Here is a 14,906-nt window from a genome sequence, read left to right on the forward strand (position 1 = left end):
GGTCAGGCCGACGAGGCGTCGCCGGGGCTCGCGTCGACCGTCACCACCGGGCGCTGACCGTCGGCGGCCTTGCGCCGCTGGTAGAAGCTGAGGATCTGGAGCTCGACCGCCAGGTCGACCTTGCGCAGCGACACCTCCTCCGGCACCGACAGGATCGTCGGGGCGAAGTTGAGCACCGACGTGACGCCGGCGGCGATGAGCCGGTCGGCCACCTCCTGGGCGGCGGGGGCCGGCGTCGCGATGATGCCGATGGCGATGCCGTCCTCCGCGGCGATCTGCGGCAGGTCGTCGATGTGGCGGACGACCACGTTGTTGATGGTGGTGCCCACCACCCGCTCGTCGGCGTCGACCAGCGCGGCGACGGGGAAGCCCCGCTCGCCGAAACCGCCGTAGTTGGCGAGGGCGTGGCCCAGGTTGCCGAGCCCGACGATGACGACCGGCCAGTCGTTGGTGAGGCCGAGCTCCCGGCTCATCTGGAACAGCAGGTACTCGACGTCGTAGCCGACCCCGCGGGTGCCGTAGCTGCCCAGGTAGCTGAGGTCCTTGCGGACCTTGGCGGCGTTCACGCCCGACAGCTCCGCCAGCCGCTCCGACGAGATGGTCGGGGTGTCGTGGTCGGCCACTTCCAGCAGGCTGCGGAGGTAGAGGGGCAAGCGAGCGACCGTCGCCTCCGGGATCTTCCGTTTCGGCCTCTTCGGTCGCTCGGCCATACCAGGCGACACCCTAACCCGCCCTTGTTCCATTTCTCACAAGCGGCCTACAAGGCTCGCCGGAGCAGCTTGCCGGCGAGGGTGTGCGGCAGCTCGTCGACGAAGTCGACCTCCACGGGGCACTTGTAATGGGCCATGTGCTCACCGCAGAAGTCGACGATCTCCTGTCCGGTCGGCGGCGTGGCACCGGGCGCCGGCACCACGTGGGCGACCACCGCCTCGCCCGTGCGGGGATCGGGCCGGCCCGTGACCGCGGCCTCGGCGACGGCGGGGTGCAGCATGACCACCTCCTCGACCTCGGCGGGGAACACGTTGAACCCCGAGACGATCACCAGGTCCTTGGCGCGGTCGACCAGGTAGAGGAAGCCGTCGTCGTCGACCACGGCGACGTCGCCGGTGCGCAGCCAGCCGTCGGCGGTGAGCGCCGAGGCGGTGGCCTGCGGGTCCTCCCAGTAGCCCGGGAACACGTTGGGCCCCCGCACCCAGATCTCGCCCGGGTCGCCGACGAGCACGTCCTCGGCGGTGCCGCTCTGCAGCTCGTCGACCAGGCGGAGCGCCACGTGGGGCAGCGGCACGCCGATGCTCCCGTCGGGGGCGCCGACGCCGAGGCCCGACGTGACCGCGGGCGACGCCTCGGTCAGCCCGTAGCCCTCCACCACGTCGAGGCCGAAGCGGTCGCGCAGGGCACGGCGCACCTCGGGGTCGAGGGCGGCGGCACCGGAGCTGGCGATGCGCACCTTGGCGAAGGCGTCGGGCGGCACGTCGTCGTCGGGGAGCCTCGACCACGCCGCCCACATCGACGGCACCCCGGGCACCACGGTCACGCCGGTGCTCGTGAGCAGGTCGAGCGTGGCGCGGGCGTCGAAGCGCTCGGCCAGCACCACGGCGCTGCCGGCGGCCAGCGACACGCCGATGGCGACGTTGAGCCCGTAGATGTGGAACGTCGGCAGCACGCCCAGCACGCGGTCGTCGGGGCTCTGGCTGCCGCCGCCGGCCAGGATCTGGTCGACGTTGGCGAGCAGGTTGCCGTGGGTGAGCATCGCCGGCCGGCTCGGCCCGGCGGTGCCGCTGGTGAAGACGAGGACGGCCAGGTCGTCGGGCTCGAGGTCGACGGCCGGGGTCGGGTCGGCCTTCCGCAGCTCGTCGAGCCTCTGGGGGCCGACCACCTGCTCCAGGTCGGTCAGGACCGCCCGGTCGAGGGCGGCGGCGGTGGGCTCGGCGACGGGGCCGACCACCAGGGCCCGGGCGCCGACCGCGGCCAGCTCGCGCTGCAGCTCCGGCGCCGGGCTCAGCGGGTTGAGCGGCACCACCACGGCGCCGATGCCGAGCGCCGCCAGGTAGACCGCCACGAAGTCGGGGTCGTTGGCCTGGGCGACGGCCACCCGGTCGCCCCGGGCCAGGCCCAGCTGTACCAGCCCGCCCCGCAGGCGGGCGACGTCGTCGCGCAGCTCGCCGTACGTCACCACCCGCCCCGAGTCGGTGCACAGCGCCACCGACTCCGCCGGATGCGACCCCACCACCGACGCCAGGTTCACCTCGTCAGTCAACCACTTCCGTCGCCCGAGAGTCGTAGCGGAGTGGCCCTTGACGTCGGAGGACGCGGGGGAACCAAGGCGGCCGAGGCACAGCCCGCAGCGAGGCTCTCCAGCCAGCAACACCACCGCAACCCGAGTCAGCTGGACCTCCGCTACGCCGCTACAAGATCATTAGGAGCTGGATGGTGCCTGCCAGCAGGATCAGGGCGAGTAGCACCCCGAGCGCGATCGTCGTCCCTGGCCTCATCCTGACTTCCTTCCGAGTGTCACCGAGGTGGTGACCGAGCCGGGCGACTCGGGCGAGTCGTCGTCGAGGGGCGCCAGCACGATCTCGTCGCCGGTCGCCAGGTCGAGCGTCTCGGCGGCCGAGCCCCGGGCCATGGCGATCGCCAGCAGGCCGTAGCTGTCGGTCACCAGGCCCACCTGGCCGCCCTCGAGCTGCTCGAAGGCGTCGATCCGGGTGGCGGTGCGGGAGCCGGGCTTGGGCTGCGTCCAGCGGACCTGCACCCGCGGCCCCCAGTCGGCGATCTGCGCCGGGTCGACGTTGAGCTGGCAGTTGCCGTAGCGGTCGACCCAGAACACCTGGCCCACCAGCGTGCCGTCCTCCTCCCGGGAGAGCGGGATCACGCCGGGCAGCAGCGACACGGGATCGACCGGCTCGCCGAGGTCGTACAGCGGCACGCCGTTGCACAGGTGCGCCGCCGCCGGGCCGAACACGTCGCGGCCGGCGAACGTCGCCCCGGGCGCCTCCAGGTGGTACTCGGGGTTGGAGAGCTCCACGGCATCGGTCGCTCCCCCGACCAGGCCGACCGCCGCGGCCAGCAGGCCGTTGTCCGGCCCCACCAGGTACGACTGGCCGCCGCCCACCTCGATGGCGACGGCCCGGCGCTCGGTGCCGACGCCGGGGTCGACCACCGCCATCACCACACCGGGGCACAGGTAGGGCACGGCGCGGGCGAGTGTGAGGGAGCCGCCGCGCACGTCGTAGGGGGCCACCTCGTGGGTGATGTCGAGCACGGTGGCGTGGGGGGCCAGCGAGCGGATCACCGACTTCACGACGCCCACGAACTCGTCGGTCGTGCCGTAGTCGGAGAGGAAGGAGATGGTGTCGAACCGGGGGGACATCCGGATCGCGACGCTAAGGGCTTGGCTATCCCTGCCCCAACTCGCGGCTGCGCTCGGTCGCGGCCATCACCGCGTCGAGCAGCGCGGCCCGGACGCCCTGCTGTTCCAGCACCCGCAGGCCCGCCGCCGTGGTGCCGGCGGGCGACGTGACGGCGGTGCGCAGCAGGATCGGCGGCTCCCCCGTGTCGACCAGCAGCTTGCCCACCCCGACCAGCGTCTGGGTGGCCAGCGCCGCGCTCACCGGGCGGGTCAGGCCGGCCAGCACACCGGCGTCGATCAGGGCCTCGACCACGAGGAACAGGTACGCCGGGCCCGATCCCGACAGGCCGGTGACCGCATCGAGGAGCCCCTCGTCCACCCGCACCACCGTGCCGACGGCGCCGAGGATGCCCTCGGCCCAGTCGAGCTCGGCGTCGCCGGCCGAGCTGCCGGGAGCCAGCGCCGAGGCGGCCGCCCCGACGAGGGCCGCCGTGTTGGGCATCGCCCGCACGACCGGGGTACCCGGGGCGAGCCCCGACTCGAGGGTGGCGGTGGTCACCCCGGCGGCGATCGACAGCACGGGGGCGCGGTCGCCCATCGATTTCAGCGCCCCGCACACGGCGGGGACGTCGGGCGGCTTCACCGCGACGACGTGGCCGGCGGCGGCGACGGGCTCGTCGACCACCTGGGCGCCGGGGAACGCCGCCCGCAGGGCCTCGGCCCTACCCGGGTCCTTCTCGACCACGCACAGCTGCTCGGCGGTGGCCCACCCCTTGGCCAGCAGCCCGGCGAACAGCGCCTCACCCATCTTGCCGCCGCCGATCACCTGCAGTCGTGCTCCAACCATGGCTGGACGTTACGACCCGGGAGCTCCGTCACCGCGCGGACCTCCCCCGAGGTCGCCGGTGACGGACCCCCGGACGCAGGATCAGAGTAGCTGAAAGTGATGGATAGTCCGTCAACCCTTGAACAGGCCGGCGAAGCCGATCCGCATGGCCGGGCGGAAGAACTGCTCCACCCACACGTACAGCGAGCCCAGGATGCGGTCGAGCTCGTCGTCGTCGATGCAGTCGTTGCTCAGCTGGCCCACCAGGAAGACCGCGTCCTCGTCGCCGACGGCGAACGCGGCGCCGTAGAGCTTCAGGTTGCGCTTCAGGAGGTGCTCGAAGAACTGGGCTTGGTGGGTCTCCGGCGCCGGCATCACGTAGGTCTCGTAGTGGAGGGTCCGCTGGCGCAGGTGGAACCAGATGCTGAAGACGTCCTTCTGCTCGCCGTGCACCCGCACGAACCAGCGCCGCTCCCCCGACTCGACGTCGCGCTCCACGGCGGCGACCACCGGGTTCTCGTCGCGCTGCCGGGCCAGCCACGCCTCGATGCGCGCCTCCAGGGCGTCGAGCTCGGCCTCGTCGAAGGTGCGTTGGGCCATGGCCCCTATCAGAGCCCGGCGGCCACCTCGGTCGCCAGGTCGGTCGCCACGCCGGCGTCGGCCGAGGGCTCGCCGCTCGACCGCACCGCCACGAGCACCGCCCGGTCGCCCTTGGCGAAGCCCACCGAGCCGCCGTCGGCCGAGCCCTGGCCGACGCCGACGAACCCCGGGAACGACACAGCGTGGTCGCCGACGCCGGTGACCGGCGCCTTCACGACGAGCTGGTCGACGTAGTCGCTCTGGAAGTCGGCGACCGGCAGCGTGGAGAGCAGCACCACGGTGCCGTCGCTCTCGGCCCACTCGCACTCGGCGACGCCGTCGCCCATCGAGGTGCCCGACGGGTCCGGCACGCCCTCGGGGAACACCGGGCCCAGCGCCGCGTCGTCGAGGAGCCCGCAGGCGTCGCCCTGGCTCTCGCGGCCGGTGGGCAGCTTGCCGCCCGACCCGTCGTCGTCGCCTGGTTCACCACAGGCGGCGACCACCACCAGGCCGACCAGCAACGTTGACAGGGCCAGGTTGCGCATAGGTGCTACCTCCGCCGACAAGGGCTTGGGTGGCCCACCCCCGCGCGGAGGGTACTCCTGCGGTCTAGACCCGGCAGATGATCTCGCCGTGGACGATGGTCAGCACGGCGTCGGGCGTGGCGCCCCACAGGCGCCAGCCGGCGGCGAGGTCCTCCAGCTCGTCCTGGGTGGCGATGCCGTAGCCCAGCGCCTGCTCGGCGAACGACGAGGCCACAGAGCGCTCGGCCCACACGTCGCTCCACCAGGCCCGCTCGTCGGGCGTGGCGAACGTCCAGGTGGAGGTGGTGTAGGTGACGTCGTCGAGGCCGGCGGCCCGGGCCCAGGCCGGCAAGTAGCGACCGGCGGCGGCCTCGGCCCGGTTGCGGCGGGTCACCTCCACGTACGCCTGCTGCCAGCGGTCGAGGCCCGGGTTGGCGGGCGCCCACAGGAACGCCGACGAGTCGCCGTCGCGGGCGGCCACCACGCCGCCGGGCCGCACCAGGCGGGCCATCGCCGCCAGCGCCCCCACCGGGTCGACCAGGTGCTGGAGCACCTGGTGGGCGTGGGCCACGTCGAACGACCCCTCGGCCAGTCCCAGCTCCCGGAAGTCGCCCGCCACGAGCTCGACGTTGTCGGCGCCCTGCTCCGCGGCGTGCCGGCGGGCCTCGGGGAGCACGTCGTCGGCGATGTCGACCGCCACCACCGCGCCGGGCGCCACGCGGGACGCCAGGTCGACCGTCAGCGTGCCCGGGCCGCAGCCGACGTCGAGCAGGCGCCGACCCGGTGCGAGGTGCGGCAGCAGGTACGCCGCGGAGTTCTCGGCGGTGCGCCAGCGGTGCGACCGCAGCACCGAGTCGTGGTGACCGTGCGTGTAGACGTCCTCACCCATCTACCGAAAGCTACGCGCACTCCACCAGCGAGCCCGCGGTGATATCGGCGTAGAGGCGACGCAGGCGGGCGGCCGCGGTCGACCAGGTGAAGTCGCGGGCCCGGCGGGCCGCGGCGGTCGACAGCTGCTGGGCCAGGAACGGGTCCCCGAGGATGGCGTCGATGTACGCCGCGTACTCGGCGGGATCGGCGCCGTCGACCAGGAAGCCGGTGCGACCGTGCTCGACCAGCGTCCGGAGCCCGCCCACCGCGGCGGCGACGACCGGCGTGCCGCAGGCCGCAGCCTCCAGCGCCACCAGCCCGAACGACTCGCTGCGGCTGGGCACCACCACCACGTCGGCGGCCCGGTAGTAGGTGGACAGCAGGTGGTGGGGCTGGGGGTCGGCGAAGCGCACCTGGTCGGCCACGCCCAGGTGCGCCACCAGCTTGCGCATCCGCTCCACCTCCTGGTCGCCCTCGGCCCCACTGCCACCGCCCACCACCACCAGCACGGCGTGCGGGTCGCGCATCTCGGCCAGCGCCCGCACGGCCACGTCGAGACGCTTCAGCGGCTGGATGCGCCCCACGAACAGCACCACGGGCCCGTCGCCGAGCCGCAGGTGCGCCAGGGCGGCCCGGGCTCCGGAGCGGGGGCCGGGCGAGAAGAAGGCGTGGTCGACGCCGGGCGCCACCAGCTCGATGCGGCCCGGGTCGGCGTCGTACAGCTCGACCAGCTGGCGGGCCTCGGCCTCGCAGTTGGCGAGGATGGCGTCGGAGCAGCCGATCACCTCGGCCTCGGCCCGGGCCCGCAGCTCGGGCTCGTCGGGCAGGCCGCACTCCGCCTTCACCCGGGCCAGCGTGTGGAACGTCGACACCAGCGGCAGGCCCAGCTCGTGCTTCAGCGTGTGACCGGCGAGCCCCGAGAGCCAGTAGTTGGCGTGCAGGGCGTCGACGTCGGCCCGCAGGCGGCGGCGCACGCCATCCGTGAACTCGTCGACGACCTCCGGCAGCGCCTCCTTGGGCAGGTCGAGCGACCCGGCCGGCACGTGCACCACCCGGAAGCCGGGCTCCACGTCGACCACCTCGGGCAGGTCGGCGGCCCACCGCCGGGTGTAGACGTCGCTGGCCACGCCCGCCTGGGCGAGAGAGGCGACCAGCTCACGGACGTACACGTTCATCCCGCCGCTGTCACCGGAACCCGGCTGCACCAGCGGCGACGTGTGTAGCGAGAGAACTGCGAGTCGGCGCACGACAACGTGCAACATCCGCGCACGCCGGGTGATTCCCCGTGCGTCCCGGGTGGCGTCAAGCCGGTTCGGCGGCGTCCGGGATGTGGTTGCCGTTCTCGTACCGGAACGACAGGTAGATCCGGAGCAGGGCTCTCTTCTGCTCCTCGGTCAGGAAGGGGTCGCGGCGGATCTCGATGGTGAGGTCACCCTCGGCCGGCCGCTCGTCGAGGATCCCGGCCCGCACGTACAGGGTCTCCGCCGAGATCTCCAGCGCCCGGGCGATCTGCTGGAGGATGTCGGCCGACGGCTTGCGCATCCCCCGCTCGATCTGGCTGAGGTAGGGGTTGGAGATGCCGGCCAGCTCCGAGAGCTTGCGCAGCGACAGGTGGGTGATGCGGCGCTGCTCCCGGATGAACTCACCCAGGTCGCGCCAACGATGGTCGAGCTGGTCCCGGATCTCGTCCTTCGACGGCGGCATGGTGTCGTCACAGTACGCGACCCTCGCGAACGAGCGGAAGCCCAGCGCAAGCGGCTCGATCCACGGGTCACCTGCGGGACCGATTGATCTCCGTCGGGGCGGGTAGGTTCGACGCGCGTCGACCCCGACACGCCAACCCACCCCACGACAAGGAACGCACATGGCTTTCGAGCTTCCCCCTCTTCCGTACGCGCCCGACGCGCTCGCCCCCCACATGAGCGAGCAGACCCTCGGCTTCCACTACGGCAAGCACCACCAGACCTACGTGAACAACCTCAACGGCTTCGTCGAGGGCACCGACCTGGCCGGCAAGTCGCTCGAGGACGTCATCCTGGCCGCCGACCCGGGGCCCCTCTTCAACAACTCGGCCCAGGTGTGGAACCACACGTTCTTCTGGTCGTCGATGACGCCCGGCGGTGGTGGCGACCCCGAGGGCGACCTCAAGACCGCCATCGACGAGTCGTTCGGCTCGGTCGACACCTTCAAGCAGACCTTCGCCGACAAGGCCAAGACCCTGTTCGGGTCGGGTTGGACCTGGCTGGTGTCCACCGGCAGCGGCCTGGAGATCGTGCAGACCAAGGACGCCGACACGCCCCTCAAGCACGGGCAGTCGGCGCTCGTCACGATCGACGTGTGGGAGCACGCCTACTACCTCGACTTCCAGAACGCCCGTCCGGCCTACGTCGACACGTGGCTCGAGAACCTCGTCAACTGGGAGTTCGCCGGCCAGAACCTGGCCAAGGGCTGAGAACCCGACCGACCTGCCCCCGGGCGACCGGGGGCGGTCCGGTCAGGATCCGAAGGTGACGGCGCCCGCCGCGACCGCCCACAGCGGTGCCAGCAGCAGCAGGGTGTCGATCCGTCGAAGCGCTGGGGCCGAAGCGTCGGGCGACGGCAGGATCGCCGAGGCGATCCACTGCCCCACGGGGCAGCAGGCGGCGGCGATGCCCAGCATGACGACGCCGAGGATGTCGAACGGCTCGATGAGCAGCAGGGCGAACGGGAAGCCGGTCACCACCACGGCGGCACCCCCGGCCAGCGGTCCCTCGAAGGGGTTCGACGACCCGGAGCCCACGAGGAAGTCGCCCATCTCGTAGGCGCAGGCCAGCACGAACAGCAGCACCAGCGAGGCCATCACCTCGGCGCGCATCACGACCATGGTCGTGCCGGCAAGCGCGACGGGTGCGGTGGCCTGCAACATGATCCCCGCCGAGGCGATGCTGCCCACGCCACCGCGGAGACCGGCGCTTGGGGCGGCCACGCCCAGGGCGAGAGCGGCGACACCGGCCGCCAGCAGGATGGGGACGAGGGCGTCGCTGCCCAACACCAGGACCGCCAGCACCGGGACGGCCGCGATGGCGGCGGCGGCGTCGGCCTGCCAGCGCTCGGTCTTCCAGGCGGTGGCCACCTGGCGGGCGGCGAAGCCGGCGACGACGGCGTAGAGCAGCGCCGTGGTGGCGGTGCCGATGGCGATCGCCGGGAGCGCCGCCATGAACCACGCCACGCCCAGGCGGATGCGAGGGCCGTCGGTGTCGTAGACCGGGGCGAGGCGGGCCCACTGGGCCTTCGGGCGGCCGTTCTTGCGGCGGGCGGCGGCTCGCTGGCCCGACGACGACCCGCCGACGCGGCGGGCGAGGGCCGTGCCGGGCCCGGGCTTCCCGGGCCGCGGCCGGCTGGGGACGGCGAGGCCGGTGCCCGGCCGGGGCGGCGGCGGTGCGGCGCCGGTGGGCAGGGGATCGAGCGGACCACCGTGGCGGAAGCCCTGGCCCGGACCCTGTGCCGGCGGCCCACCTCGTCGACGCTCGCTCGGGGCGGGCGGGGCCGGGGCCTGACCGGGTGCCGGCGGCGGAGGGCTGCCCCGGCGACGAGAGCTCGGCGACGGCGGCGGTGCATCGGGCGGACCACCACGGCGACGGGTGTCGGTGCCGGGCCTCGGTGCCGGGACCTGGCCCGGAGCGGGCGGCGGGGCGCTGCCGCGGCGCCGGCCGTTCGGCGAGGGCGGCGGCAGCTCCGGTGGCGGACCACCCCGGCGACGACCGTCGGGGCTGGAGCGGGGCGGCGGGGCGTCCGGTGGCCCACCGCGGCGGCGGGCGGGGGGAGCGTCGGCTGGGCCACCCCGGCGTCCGCCCTGCCCCTGCGGGGGCCCGGGTGGCACCGGCGGCGGGCCTCCCCGACGGCGGTCGCTGCGGGACGGGCTCGGGGTCGGGCCTGGGGCCGGGGCACCGTCTTCGCGGCGCCGCTTGCGGGCCGGGGCCTCGCTCCAGAACGCGTCGTCGGGCGTGGCGGCGGCCTGCGGCGGCAGGGGTGCCTGACCGAAGCCTCGGCGGCGCGGCGGCTCCGACCCGGGGCCGCCCACGTCGGGGCCTCTGTCCCCGCGAGGGGACCACGGCTGGCGCATCGCCACGGTCAGCCCCCCGACACCGGGGGTAGCACCGCGATCTCGTCGCTGTCGTCTACCGCTTGGTCCATGACTGCCGGTTCGCCGTTCACCCACACTCGGCTCTGGTCGAGGACGGCACCGAACCCGGTGCCGTACCGCGTTCGAGCGGCCTGTAACACATCCGCAACCGTAGTCCCCGCCACGTCGTCGTGACCGATGCCGGCGGCTTCTCGTGCCTGAGCGAAGAGGCGAACCTTCGGCATGCCGGGTCGGCGAGCTACGCCGACACCTCCGCCCGGCCGTTCTTGATCACGACGGCGCCGTTGCTGGTGGCCTCGAAGGCGTACACCCGGGCGCCGTCGTCGCTGGTGCCGGCGTCGTAGATCGTGGTGACGACGTCGTTGCCGGGGAAGACGTTGGCGGCGAAGCGGACGGCCAGGCGGCGCAGGCGGGTCGGGTCGCCGTCGGCGAGGGTCTTGACCACCGCCTGCGAGCACATCGCCATCGTGCACAGGCCGTGGGCGATGATGCCGGGCAGGCCGACCGACTTGGCGAAGTCCTCGTCGACGTGGATCGGCATCTGGTCGCCCGAGGCGTCGCGGTAGCGGTAGGTCTGGTCGTCGTCCACGTGGACCGACAGCTCCCCGGCCTCGCTGGCCCGGGTGGCCTCGGGGAAGTCGTGGACCGGCTTGTCGGGGCCGCCGGACTCGCCGTCGGACATCCCCCGGATGAACATGGTGACGTACTGGGTGAGCACCGGCTCCCCCGACTGGGCGTCGTCGCTCTGCACCCTGATGGTGAAGCGGGTGCCGCTGCCGCCGACCCGCACGCTGAAGGCCTCCGAGGTGGTGGACAGCTCGGCGCCGGGGACCAGCGGCTGGTGGAAGTGCATGTCCTGCTCGCCGTGGACGATGAACATGAGGGCGTCGGGCGGCACGACGTCGCCCACGGCCAGGCTCATCGCCTCCCAGGTCGGCACCACGCCGAACACGGGGGGCGCCACCTTGCCGGAGCTGTAGGCCGGGTTGTCGTCGTTTGTGGCGGCGGCGTAGTCCTGGGCCCGGGCCGCGTCGATGGTCGCGGCGCGCGGTCCGTAGGTGGTTCCCAGCTTGTCGAGCGGCAAGGCCACGTGGCGGCTCCTGGGTCGTCGGCGGACGTGGGCTCACCCGGGCGGCGTAGCACCCAGCGCAGCGAGCCGTAGCGGGAGCCTAACGGTCCGCACCGATCCGGTCCCAGCCTCCGACCGGTCGCCCGTTCCGACCACCCCGCCGCCGCCCGGGCGGACTCGGGCTTCGCCGAGGCAGTTGGCCCCATACCGACCTCCCCGCCGCCGCCCCAAGCGGTCTCGGGCTTCGCCGAGGCAGTTAGCCTCGTCGGATGACCGCATCCGTGACCCGCGTGTTGCTCGTCCGGCACGGCCAATCGGAGTGGAACGTCAGCGGCCGGTGGCAGGGCCAGACCGACCCGCCGCTGACCGACCTGGGCCGCCGCCAGGCCTACAGCGCGGCCCGCTCGCTGGGCACCGTCGACGCCATCTGGGCGTCGGACCTGCAGCGGGCCGCCGAGACCGCGGCGATCATCTCCGGCGAGCTGGGCGTCGGGCCCGTGGTGCTCGACACCGACCTGCGGGAGCGCGACGCCGGCGAGTGGCAGGGCCTCACCCGGGCCGAGATCGACGAGCAGTACCCCGGCTACCTGGAGCCGCCGCCCGACGTGTCCGGCGAGGGCTGGGTGCCGCGGCGGCCGCCGGGCTGGGAGTCCGACGACAAGCTGATGGTGCGGATGCGGCGGTCGCTGCTGCGGATCCGCCGGGAGGTGGGCCCGGGCGAAGTGCTGGTGGTCGCCCACGCCGGCCTGCTCTTCCTGGTGGAGCGCTCGCTGGGCGCCGACGGCGAGCGCCTGGCCAACCTCGACGGCCGCTGGATCGACCTGACCGACGGCGAGGACCTGGTCGACGGGGCCGACACGCCCCACCTGTCCGACATCGCCCGCCTCGGCGACCGCATCAACCTCCTGTCCCCCGAGCAGATCACCATCCCCGGCCAGATCTGACCCGGATCAGGGTGCCCGGCCGTCGTCAGGTCTCGGCGGCGGACTGGTGCTCGAGGCAGAAGCGGGCGGCGGGGACGGCGACGAGGCGCTCGTCACCGATCTCCTGCCCGCAGGCCTGGCAGCTGCCGTAGCTGCCGTCGTCGAGGCGCTTCAACGCCCGCTCGACGTCGTCGAGCTCGGCCTGCACCTGGTCGAGGATCGAGAACTCCTTCTCGCGCTCGAAGGCATCGCTCGCCGCGTCAGCCGGGTGCTGGTCGAAGTGGGACAGCTCGGCCGAGCTGTCCTCCTCGGGCTCGTCGTGGAGGTGCTCGTTCTCCAGCGCGGTGCGCACCTGGTGGAGTCGTTCGTTCTCCGCCTCCAGATGACGACGTGCAGCATCGGCGTCCACACGCACAGCGTACGTCGGTGGGGGTGGGGGCGGTGGGGATCGAAACCCACGCGCGCCCATGCGGCGGGCAGCTCCTTCCGGCCGTGTCGGCACCCCCGAATCGCGCACTGAACTAGAACGGCGTCGGACCGTGGCCGCGGCCGATCTTGGTCGACAGCCAGACAGTGAAGACCGGGATGGCCGGAGTCATCGCCGCCAGCAGCGGGATCAACCGCGGCTCCCCCGGTGCGCAGTCCTGCTCGAAAGCCCAGCAGATGAACAGGATCAGCGAGATGTAGGCGGGGACGATGGCGATCGCGATGCCGACGACTCCGGCGACGACCGTCACGACGACTCGACTGCGTGGGCTCATGACGGCATCGTCGGTCCCGCCGACCGCCCGCACCATCAGGTCCGTCCCCCGTTCGATCGTGGGTCGGCCCCAGCGAGATCGCCGGCCACCCCCGTCGACAAGGGCACGACGCCGCTGTCATCGGTCCGATGACCCCTTGGGCCGTGGGAGCGGCCGGGACCTCACAGAGGGCTTCGGCCTAGAAGAGATCCGGCGTCACCGGCGTCACGTCATCGAGAAACGCACTCACCATCGGCACCAGTACCGCTGACTCCCCTGAGATGCCGATGTGCGACGTCGCCGCCAGAACCACCAAGCGCGCGGCCGGAACCTTCTGCAGCATCCCCGACGCTGCCGCTTCCTCATCGCCGCCACCGCGCAGCTTGAACATCGCCAGCGCATGCTCCGGCTTCACGGCATCCGCATCACCAACGATGACCATCGTCTTCGCAGAGATCGAACGCATCTGCGCGTCGCTGATGTTCTGGTCGTCGATGCTCAAGACCTTCATCTTCTCGAGGTAGGCCTCGAACGCCGTGGCGTCCGGCGTGTGCTCCTTGAACGCCTTCTCGACGGGCGTACCGGCAAACGCCGTGGCGCTGAGACCCTCGATGCCCTGCAACACCGACGGGTACCAGCCGTCCTTGCGATAGGTGGCGGACAGCGAGACCAGCTTGTCGACGAGCGTCGGGTGACGGAGCGCGAGCTGCAGCGCGACCCCGCCGCCTTGCGAGTAGCCCATCACATCCGCGCGCTCGACCTTCAACGCGCGCAGCAACGCCGCGGCATCGTCGGCGAACTGCTCGTAAGACATCCTGCGCGACGTATCCGGGGTGCGGCCGTGCCCTTGCTGATCGAAGACGATCACGGCTCGCTTGCCCGCGAAGGCGGACGCCCACGACTTCATCGTGTCGGTGGCCATGAACGCGCCAGGGATGAGCAGCAACGGAGACGATTTCGACTGGCCGAGCTCGCCGTACACCTCGTGATAGAGGCCCAGACCGTTGATCGGCAGGTGACCACTGCGCGAAGGCGTCGTTGCCATCACCTCAACCTCACGACTCACTTCGCTGGAGACCAGCGGATCCCGCGGGCGTCGTTGTGGCGTCTCCGTTCGGGCCGTAGAGCCGGGCGACATCGGGAGAGTCGAGCCACTTGGAGTAGGTGGGCGACTTCGGCCAACCGTCGGGTGAGTCCTGCCATTCCTCCTGGCGGCCCCACGGCAGGATGTCGATCAACGCGAAGGTGTAGCTGAGCTGTTCGGTACCGCGGCCGTCGGTGTGCCAGGTGCGGTGGACCTTGTCGCCGTCGCGGAGGAACACGTTCACCGCGAAGCCCGCGCCGGGCGGCGCGCCCACGTCGGCGCCGAACGAGCTTTCCGACGACGAGTACCAGTCCATCCTGTTGCCGACTTTGGCCCTGTAGGCCAGCGCCTCTTGGATGGGCCCGTTGGTCACGACGACGAAGCGGGCGTCGTAGTTGTCGAGGACGCCCAGCCGGACGTACTGCGACGTCAGCCCTGTACAGCCGCCGCACTGCCACTCCGCGCCGTCGGACCACATGTGGTTGTAGACGATGAGCTGGGAGCGCTCGTCGAACACGTCGACCAGCCGGATGGGGCCGTCCGGACCGATCAGCGTGTAGTCCGGGAGCTCGACCATCGGCAGTCTGCGGCGTTGTGCAGCGATGGCGTCGAGCTCACGGGTGGCGGCCTTCTCCCGCACACGCAGATCGTCGAGCGCGGCCTGCCAGGTCTGCCGGTCGACGACGGGGGGTAGGGCGCTGGCGGTCTGCTCGGTCACGGTTCCTCCCGGGCTCGGATGGATCTGCTCTGATGTGTCGACCGGAGACGGCTGCGAAAATCATCGCGCTCGGTCCAGTTGGTCGAACTTTGTGCCCCTCC

The 14,906-nt window shown here is 72.4% G+C and carries 17 protein-coding genes; 2 read left to right on the forward strand and 15 right to left on the reverse strand.

What is annotated here, in order from left to right; all coding sequences use genetic code 11:
- Nucleotides 1-2: 2 nt before the first annotated feature.
- The 9 genes from VK611_08165 to VK611_08205 all read right to left on the reverse strand — a co-directional run bounded on the left by VK611_08165 (nt 3) and on the right by VK611_08205 (nt 7,852).
- Nucleotides 3-743: a redox-sensing transcriptional repressor Rex gene (locus VK611_08165; GenBank protein ID HMG41289.1), complete on the reverse strand. Its 741-nt coding sequence runs from the start codon at nt 741-743 to the stop codon at nt 3-5.
- A 14-nt stretch (nt 744-757) separates the two neighbouring features.
- Complete coding sequence (locus tag VK611_08170) at nt 758-2,257, reverse strand: AMP-binding protein (GenBank protein HMG41290.1); 1,500 nt, start codon at nt 2,255-2,257, stop codon at nt 758-760.
- A gap of 231 nt (nt 2,258-2,488) precedes the next feature.
- Entirely contained in the window at nt 2,489-3,370 is an 882-nt protein-coding gene (locus tag VK611_08175; GenBank protein ID HMG41291.1) for an SAM-dependent chlorinase/fluorinase, read from the reverse strand.
- 25 nt (nt 3,371-3,395) lie between these two features.
- Complete coding sequence (gene proC / locus VK611_08180) at nt 3,396-4,196, reverse strand: pyrroline-5-carboxylate reductase (protein HMG41292.1); 801 nt, start codon at nt 4,194-4,196, stop codon at nt 3,396-3,398.
- 111 nt (nt 4,197-4,307) lie between these two features.
- A complete protein-coding gene (locus tag VK611_08185) occupies nt 4,308-4,775 on the reverse strand; it encodes a YbjN domain-containing protein (GenBank protein ID HMG41293.1) in 468 nt (155 codons plus the stop codon).
- A gap of 8 nt (nt 4,776-4,783) precedes the next feature.
- A complete protein-coding gene (locus VK611_08190) occupies nt 4,784-5,299 on the reverse strand; it encodes a hypothetical protein (protein ID HMG41294.1) in 516 nt (171 codons plus the stop codon).
- A 64-nt stretch (nt 5,300-5,363) separates the two neighbouring features.
- Nucleotides 5,364-6,167: a methyltransferase domain-containing protein gene (locus tag VK611_08195; protein HMG41295.1), complete on the reverse strand. Its 804-nt coding sequence runs from the start codon at nt 6,165-6,167 to the stop codon at nt 5,364-5,366.
- 10 nt (nt 6,168-6,177) lie between these two features.
- The gene (locus VK611_08200) at nt 6,178-7,323 is read right to left on the reverse strand and encodes a glycosyltransferase (protein ID HMG41296.1); all 1,146 of its coding nucleotides are present in this window, start codon (nt 7,321-7,323) and stop codon (nt 6,178-6,180) included.
- Between the two features lie 127 nt (nt 7,324-7,450).
- Nucleotides 7,451-7,852 (reverse strand): helix-turn-helix transcriptional regulator, encoded by a 402-nt coding sequence (locus VK611_08205; GenBank protein HMG41297.1) that lies wholly within the window; start codon nt 7,850-7,852, stop codon nt 7,451-7,453.
- Between the two features lie 160 nt (nt 7,853-8,012).
- On the opposite strand from VK611_08205, the gene VK611_08210 reads away from it, so the two are divergent.
- Nucleotides 8,013-8,600, forward strand: coding sequence for a superoxide dismutase (locus VK611_08210; protein HMG41298.1), 588 nt, complete (start codon nt 8,013-8,015; stop codon nt 8,598-8,600).
- Between the two features lie 42 nt (nt 8,601-8,642).
- Here VK611_08210 and VK611_08215 read toward each other — a convergent pair whose 3' ends face one another.
- Both VK611_08215 and VK611_08220 read right to left on the reverse strand, forming a co-directional pair.
- The gene (locus VK611_08215) at nt 8,643-10,208 is read right to left on the reverse strand and encodes a hypothetical protein (GenBank protein ID HMG41299.1); all 1,566 of its coding nucleotides are present in this window, start codon (nt 10,206-10,208) and stop codon (nt 8,643-8,645) included.
- A 301-nt stretch (nt 10,209-10,509) separates the two neighbouring features.
- Nucleotides 10,510-11,361: a MaoC/PaaZ C-terminal domain-containing protein gene (locus VK611_08220; GenBank protein ID HMG41300.1), complete on the reverse strand. Its 852-nt coding sequence runs from the start codon at nt 11,359-11,361 to the stop codon at nt 10,510-10,512.
- A 248-nt stretch (nt 11,362-11,609) separates the two neighbouring features.
- Here VK611_08220 and VK611_08225 point away from each other — a divergent pair, with 248 nt between their 5' ends.
- Complete coding sequence (locus tag VK611_08225) at nt 11,610-12,284, forward strand: histidine phosphatase family protein (protein ID HMG41301.1); 675 nt, start codon at nt 11,610-11,612, stop codon at nt 12,282-12,284.
- Between the two features lie 25 nt (nt 12,285-12,309).
- Here the strand turns inward: VK611_08225 and VK611_08230 are convergent, their stop codons facing one another.
- The 4 genes from VK611_08230 to VK611_08245 form a co-directional block, all read right to left on the reverse strand.
- Nucleotides 12,310-12,672: a TraR/DksA C4-type zinc finger protein gene (locus tag VK611_08230; protein ID HMG41302.1), complete on the reverse strand. Its 363-nt coding sequence runs from the start codon at nt 12,670-12,672 to the stop codon at nt 12,310-12,312.
- A 112-nt stretch (nt 12,673-12,784) separates the two neighbouring features.
- On the reverse strand, nt 12,785-13,024 hold the full coding sequence (locus VK611_08235) for a hypothetical protein (GenBank protein HMG41303.1): 240 nt from the start codon (nt 13,022-13,024) through the stop codon (nt 12,785-12,787).
- Nucleotides 13,025-13,202: 178 nt separating this feature from the next.
- Nucleotides 13,203-14,048, reverse strand: a complete 846-nt coding sequence (locus tag VK611_08240; protein HMG41304.1) for an alpha/beta hydrolase — start codon at nt 14,046-14,048, stop codon at nt 13,203-13,205.
- A gap of 10 nt (nt 14,049-14,058) precedes the next feature.
- Complete coding sequence (locus VK611_08245; protein HMG41305.1) at nt 14,059-14,805, reverse strand: DUF899 family protein; 747 nt, start codon at nt 14,803-14,805, stop codon at nt 14,059-14,061.
- Nucleotides 14,806-14,906: the final 101 nt, after the last annotated feature.

It is taken from the genome of Acidimicrobiales bacterium (genome assembly GCA_035316325.1).
Taxonomy (GTDB): Bacteria; Actinomycetota; Acidimicrobiia; order Acidimicrobiales; family VFJN01; genus DASXTK01.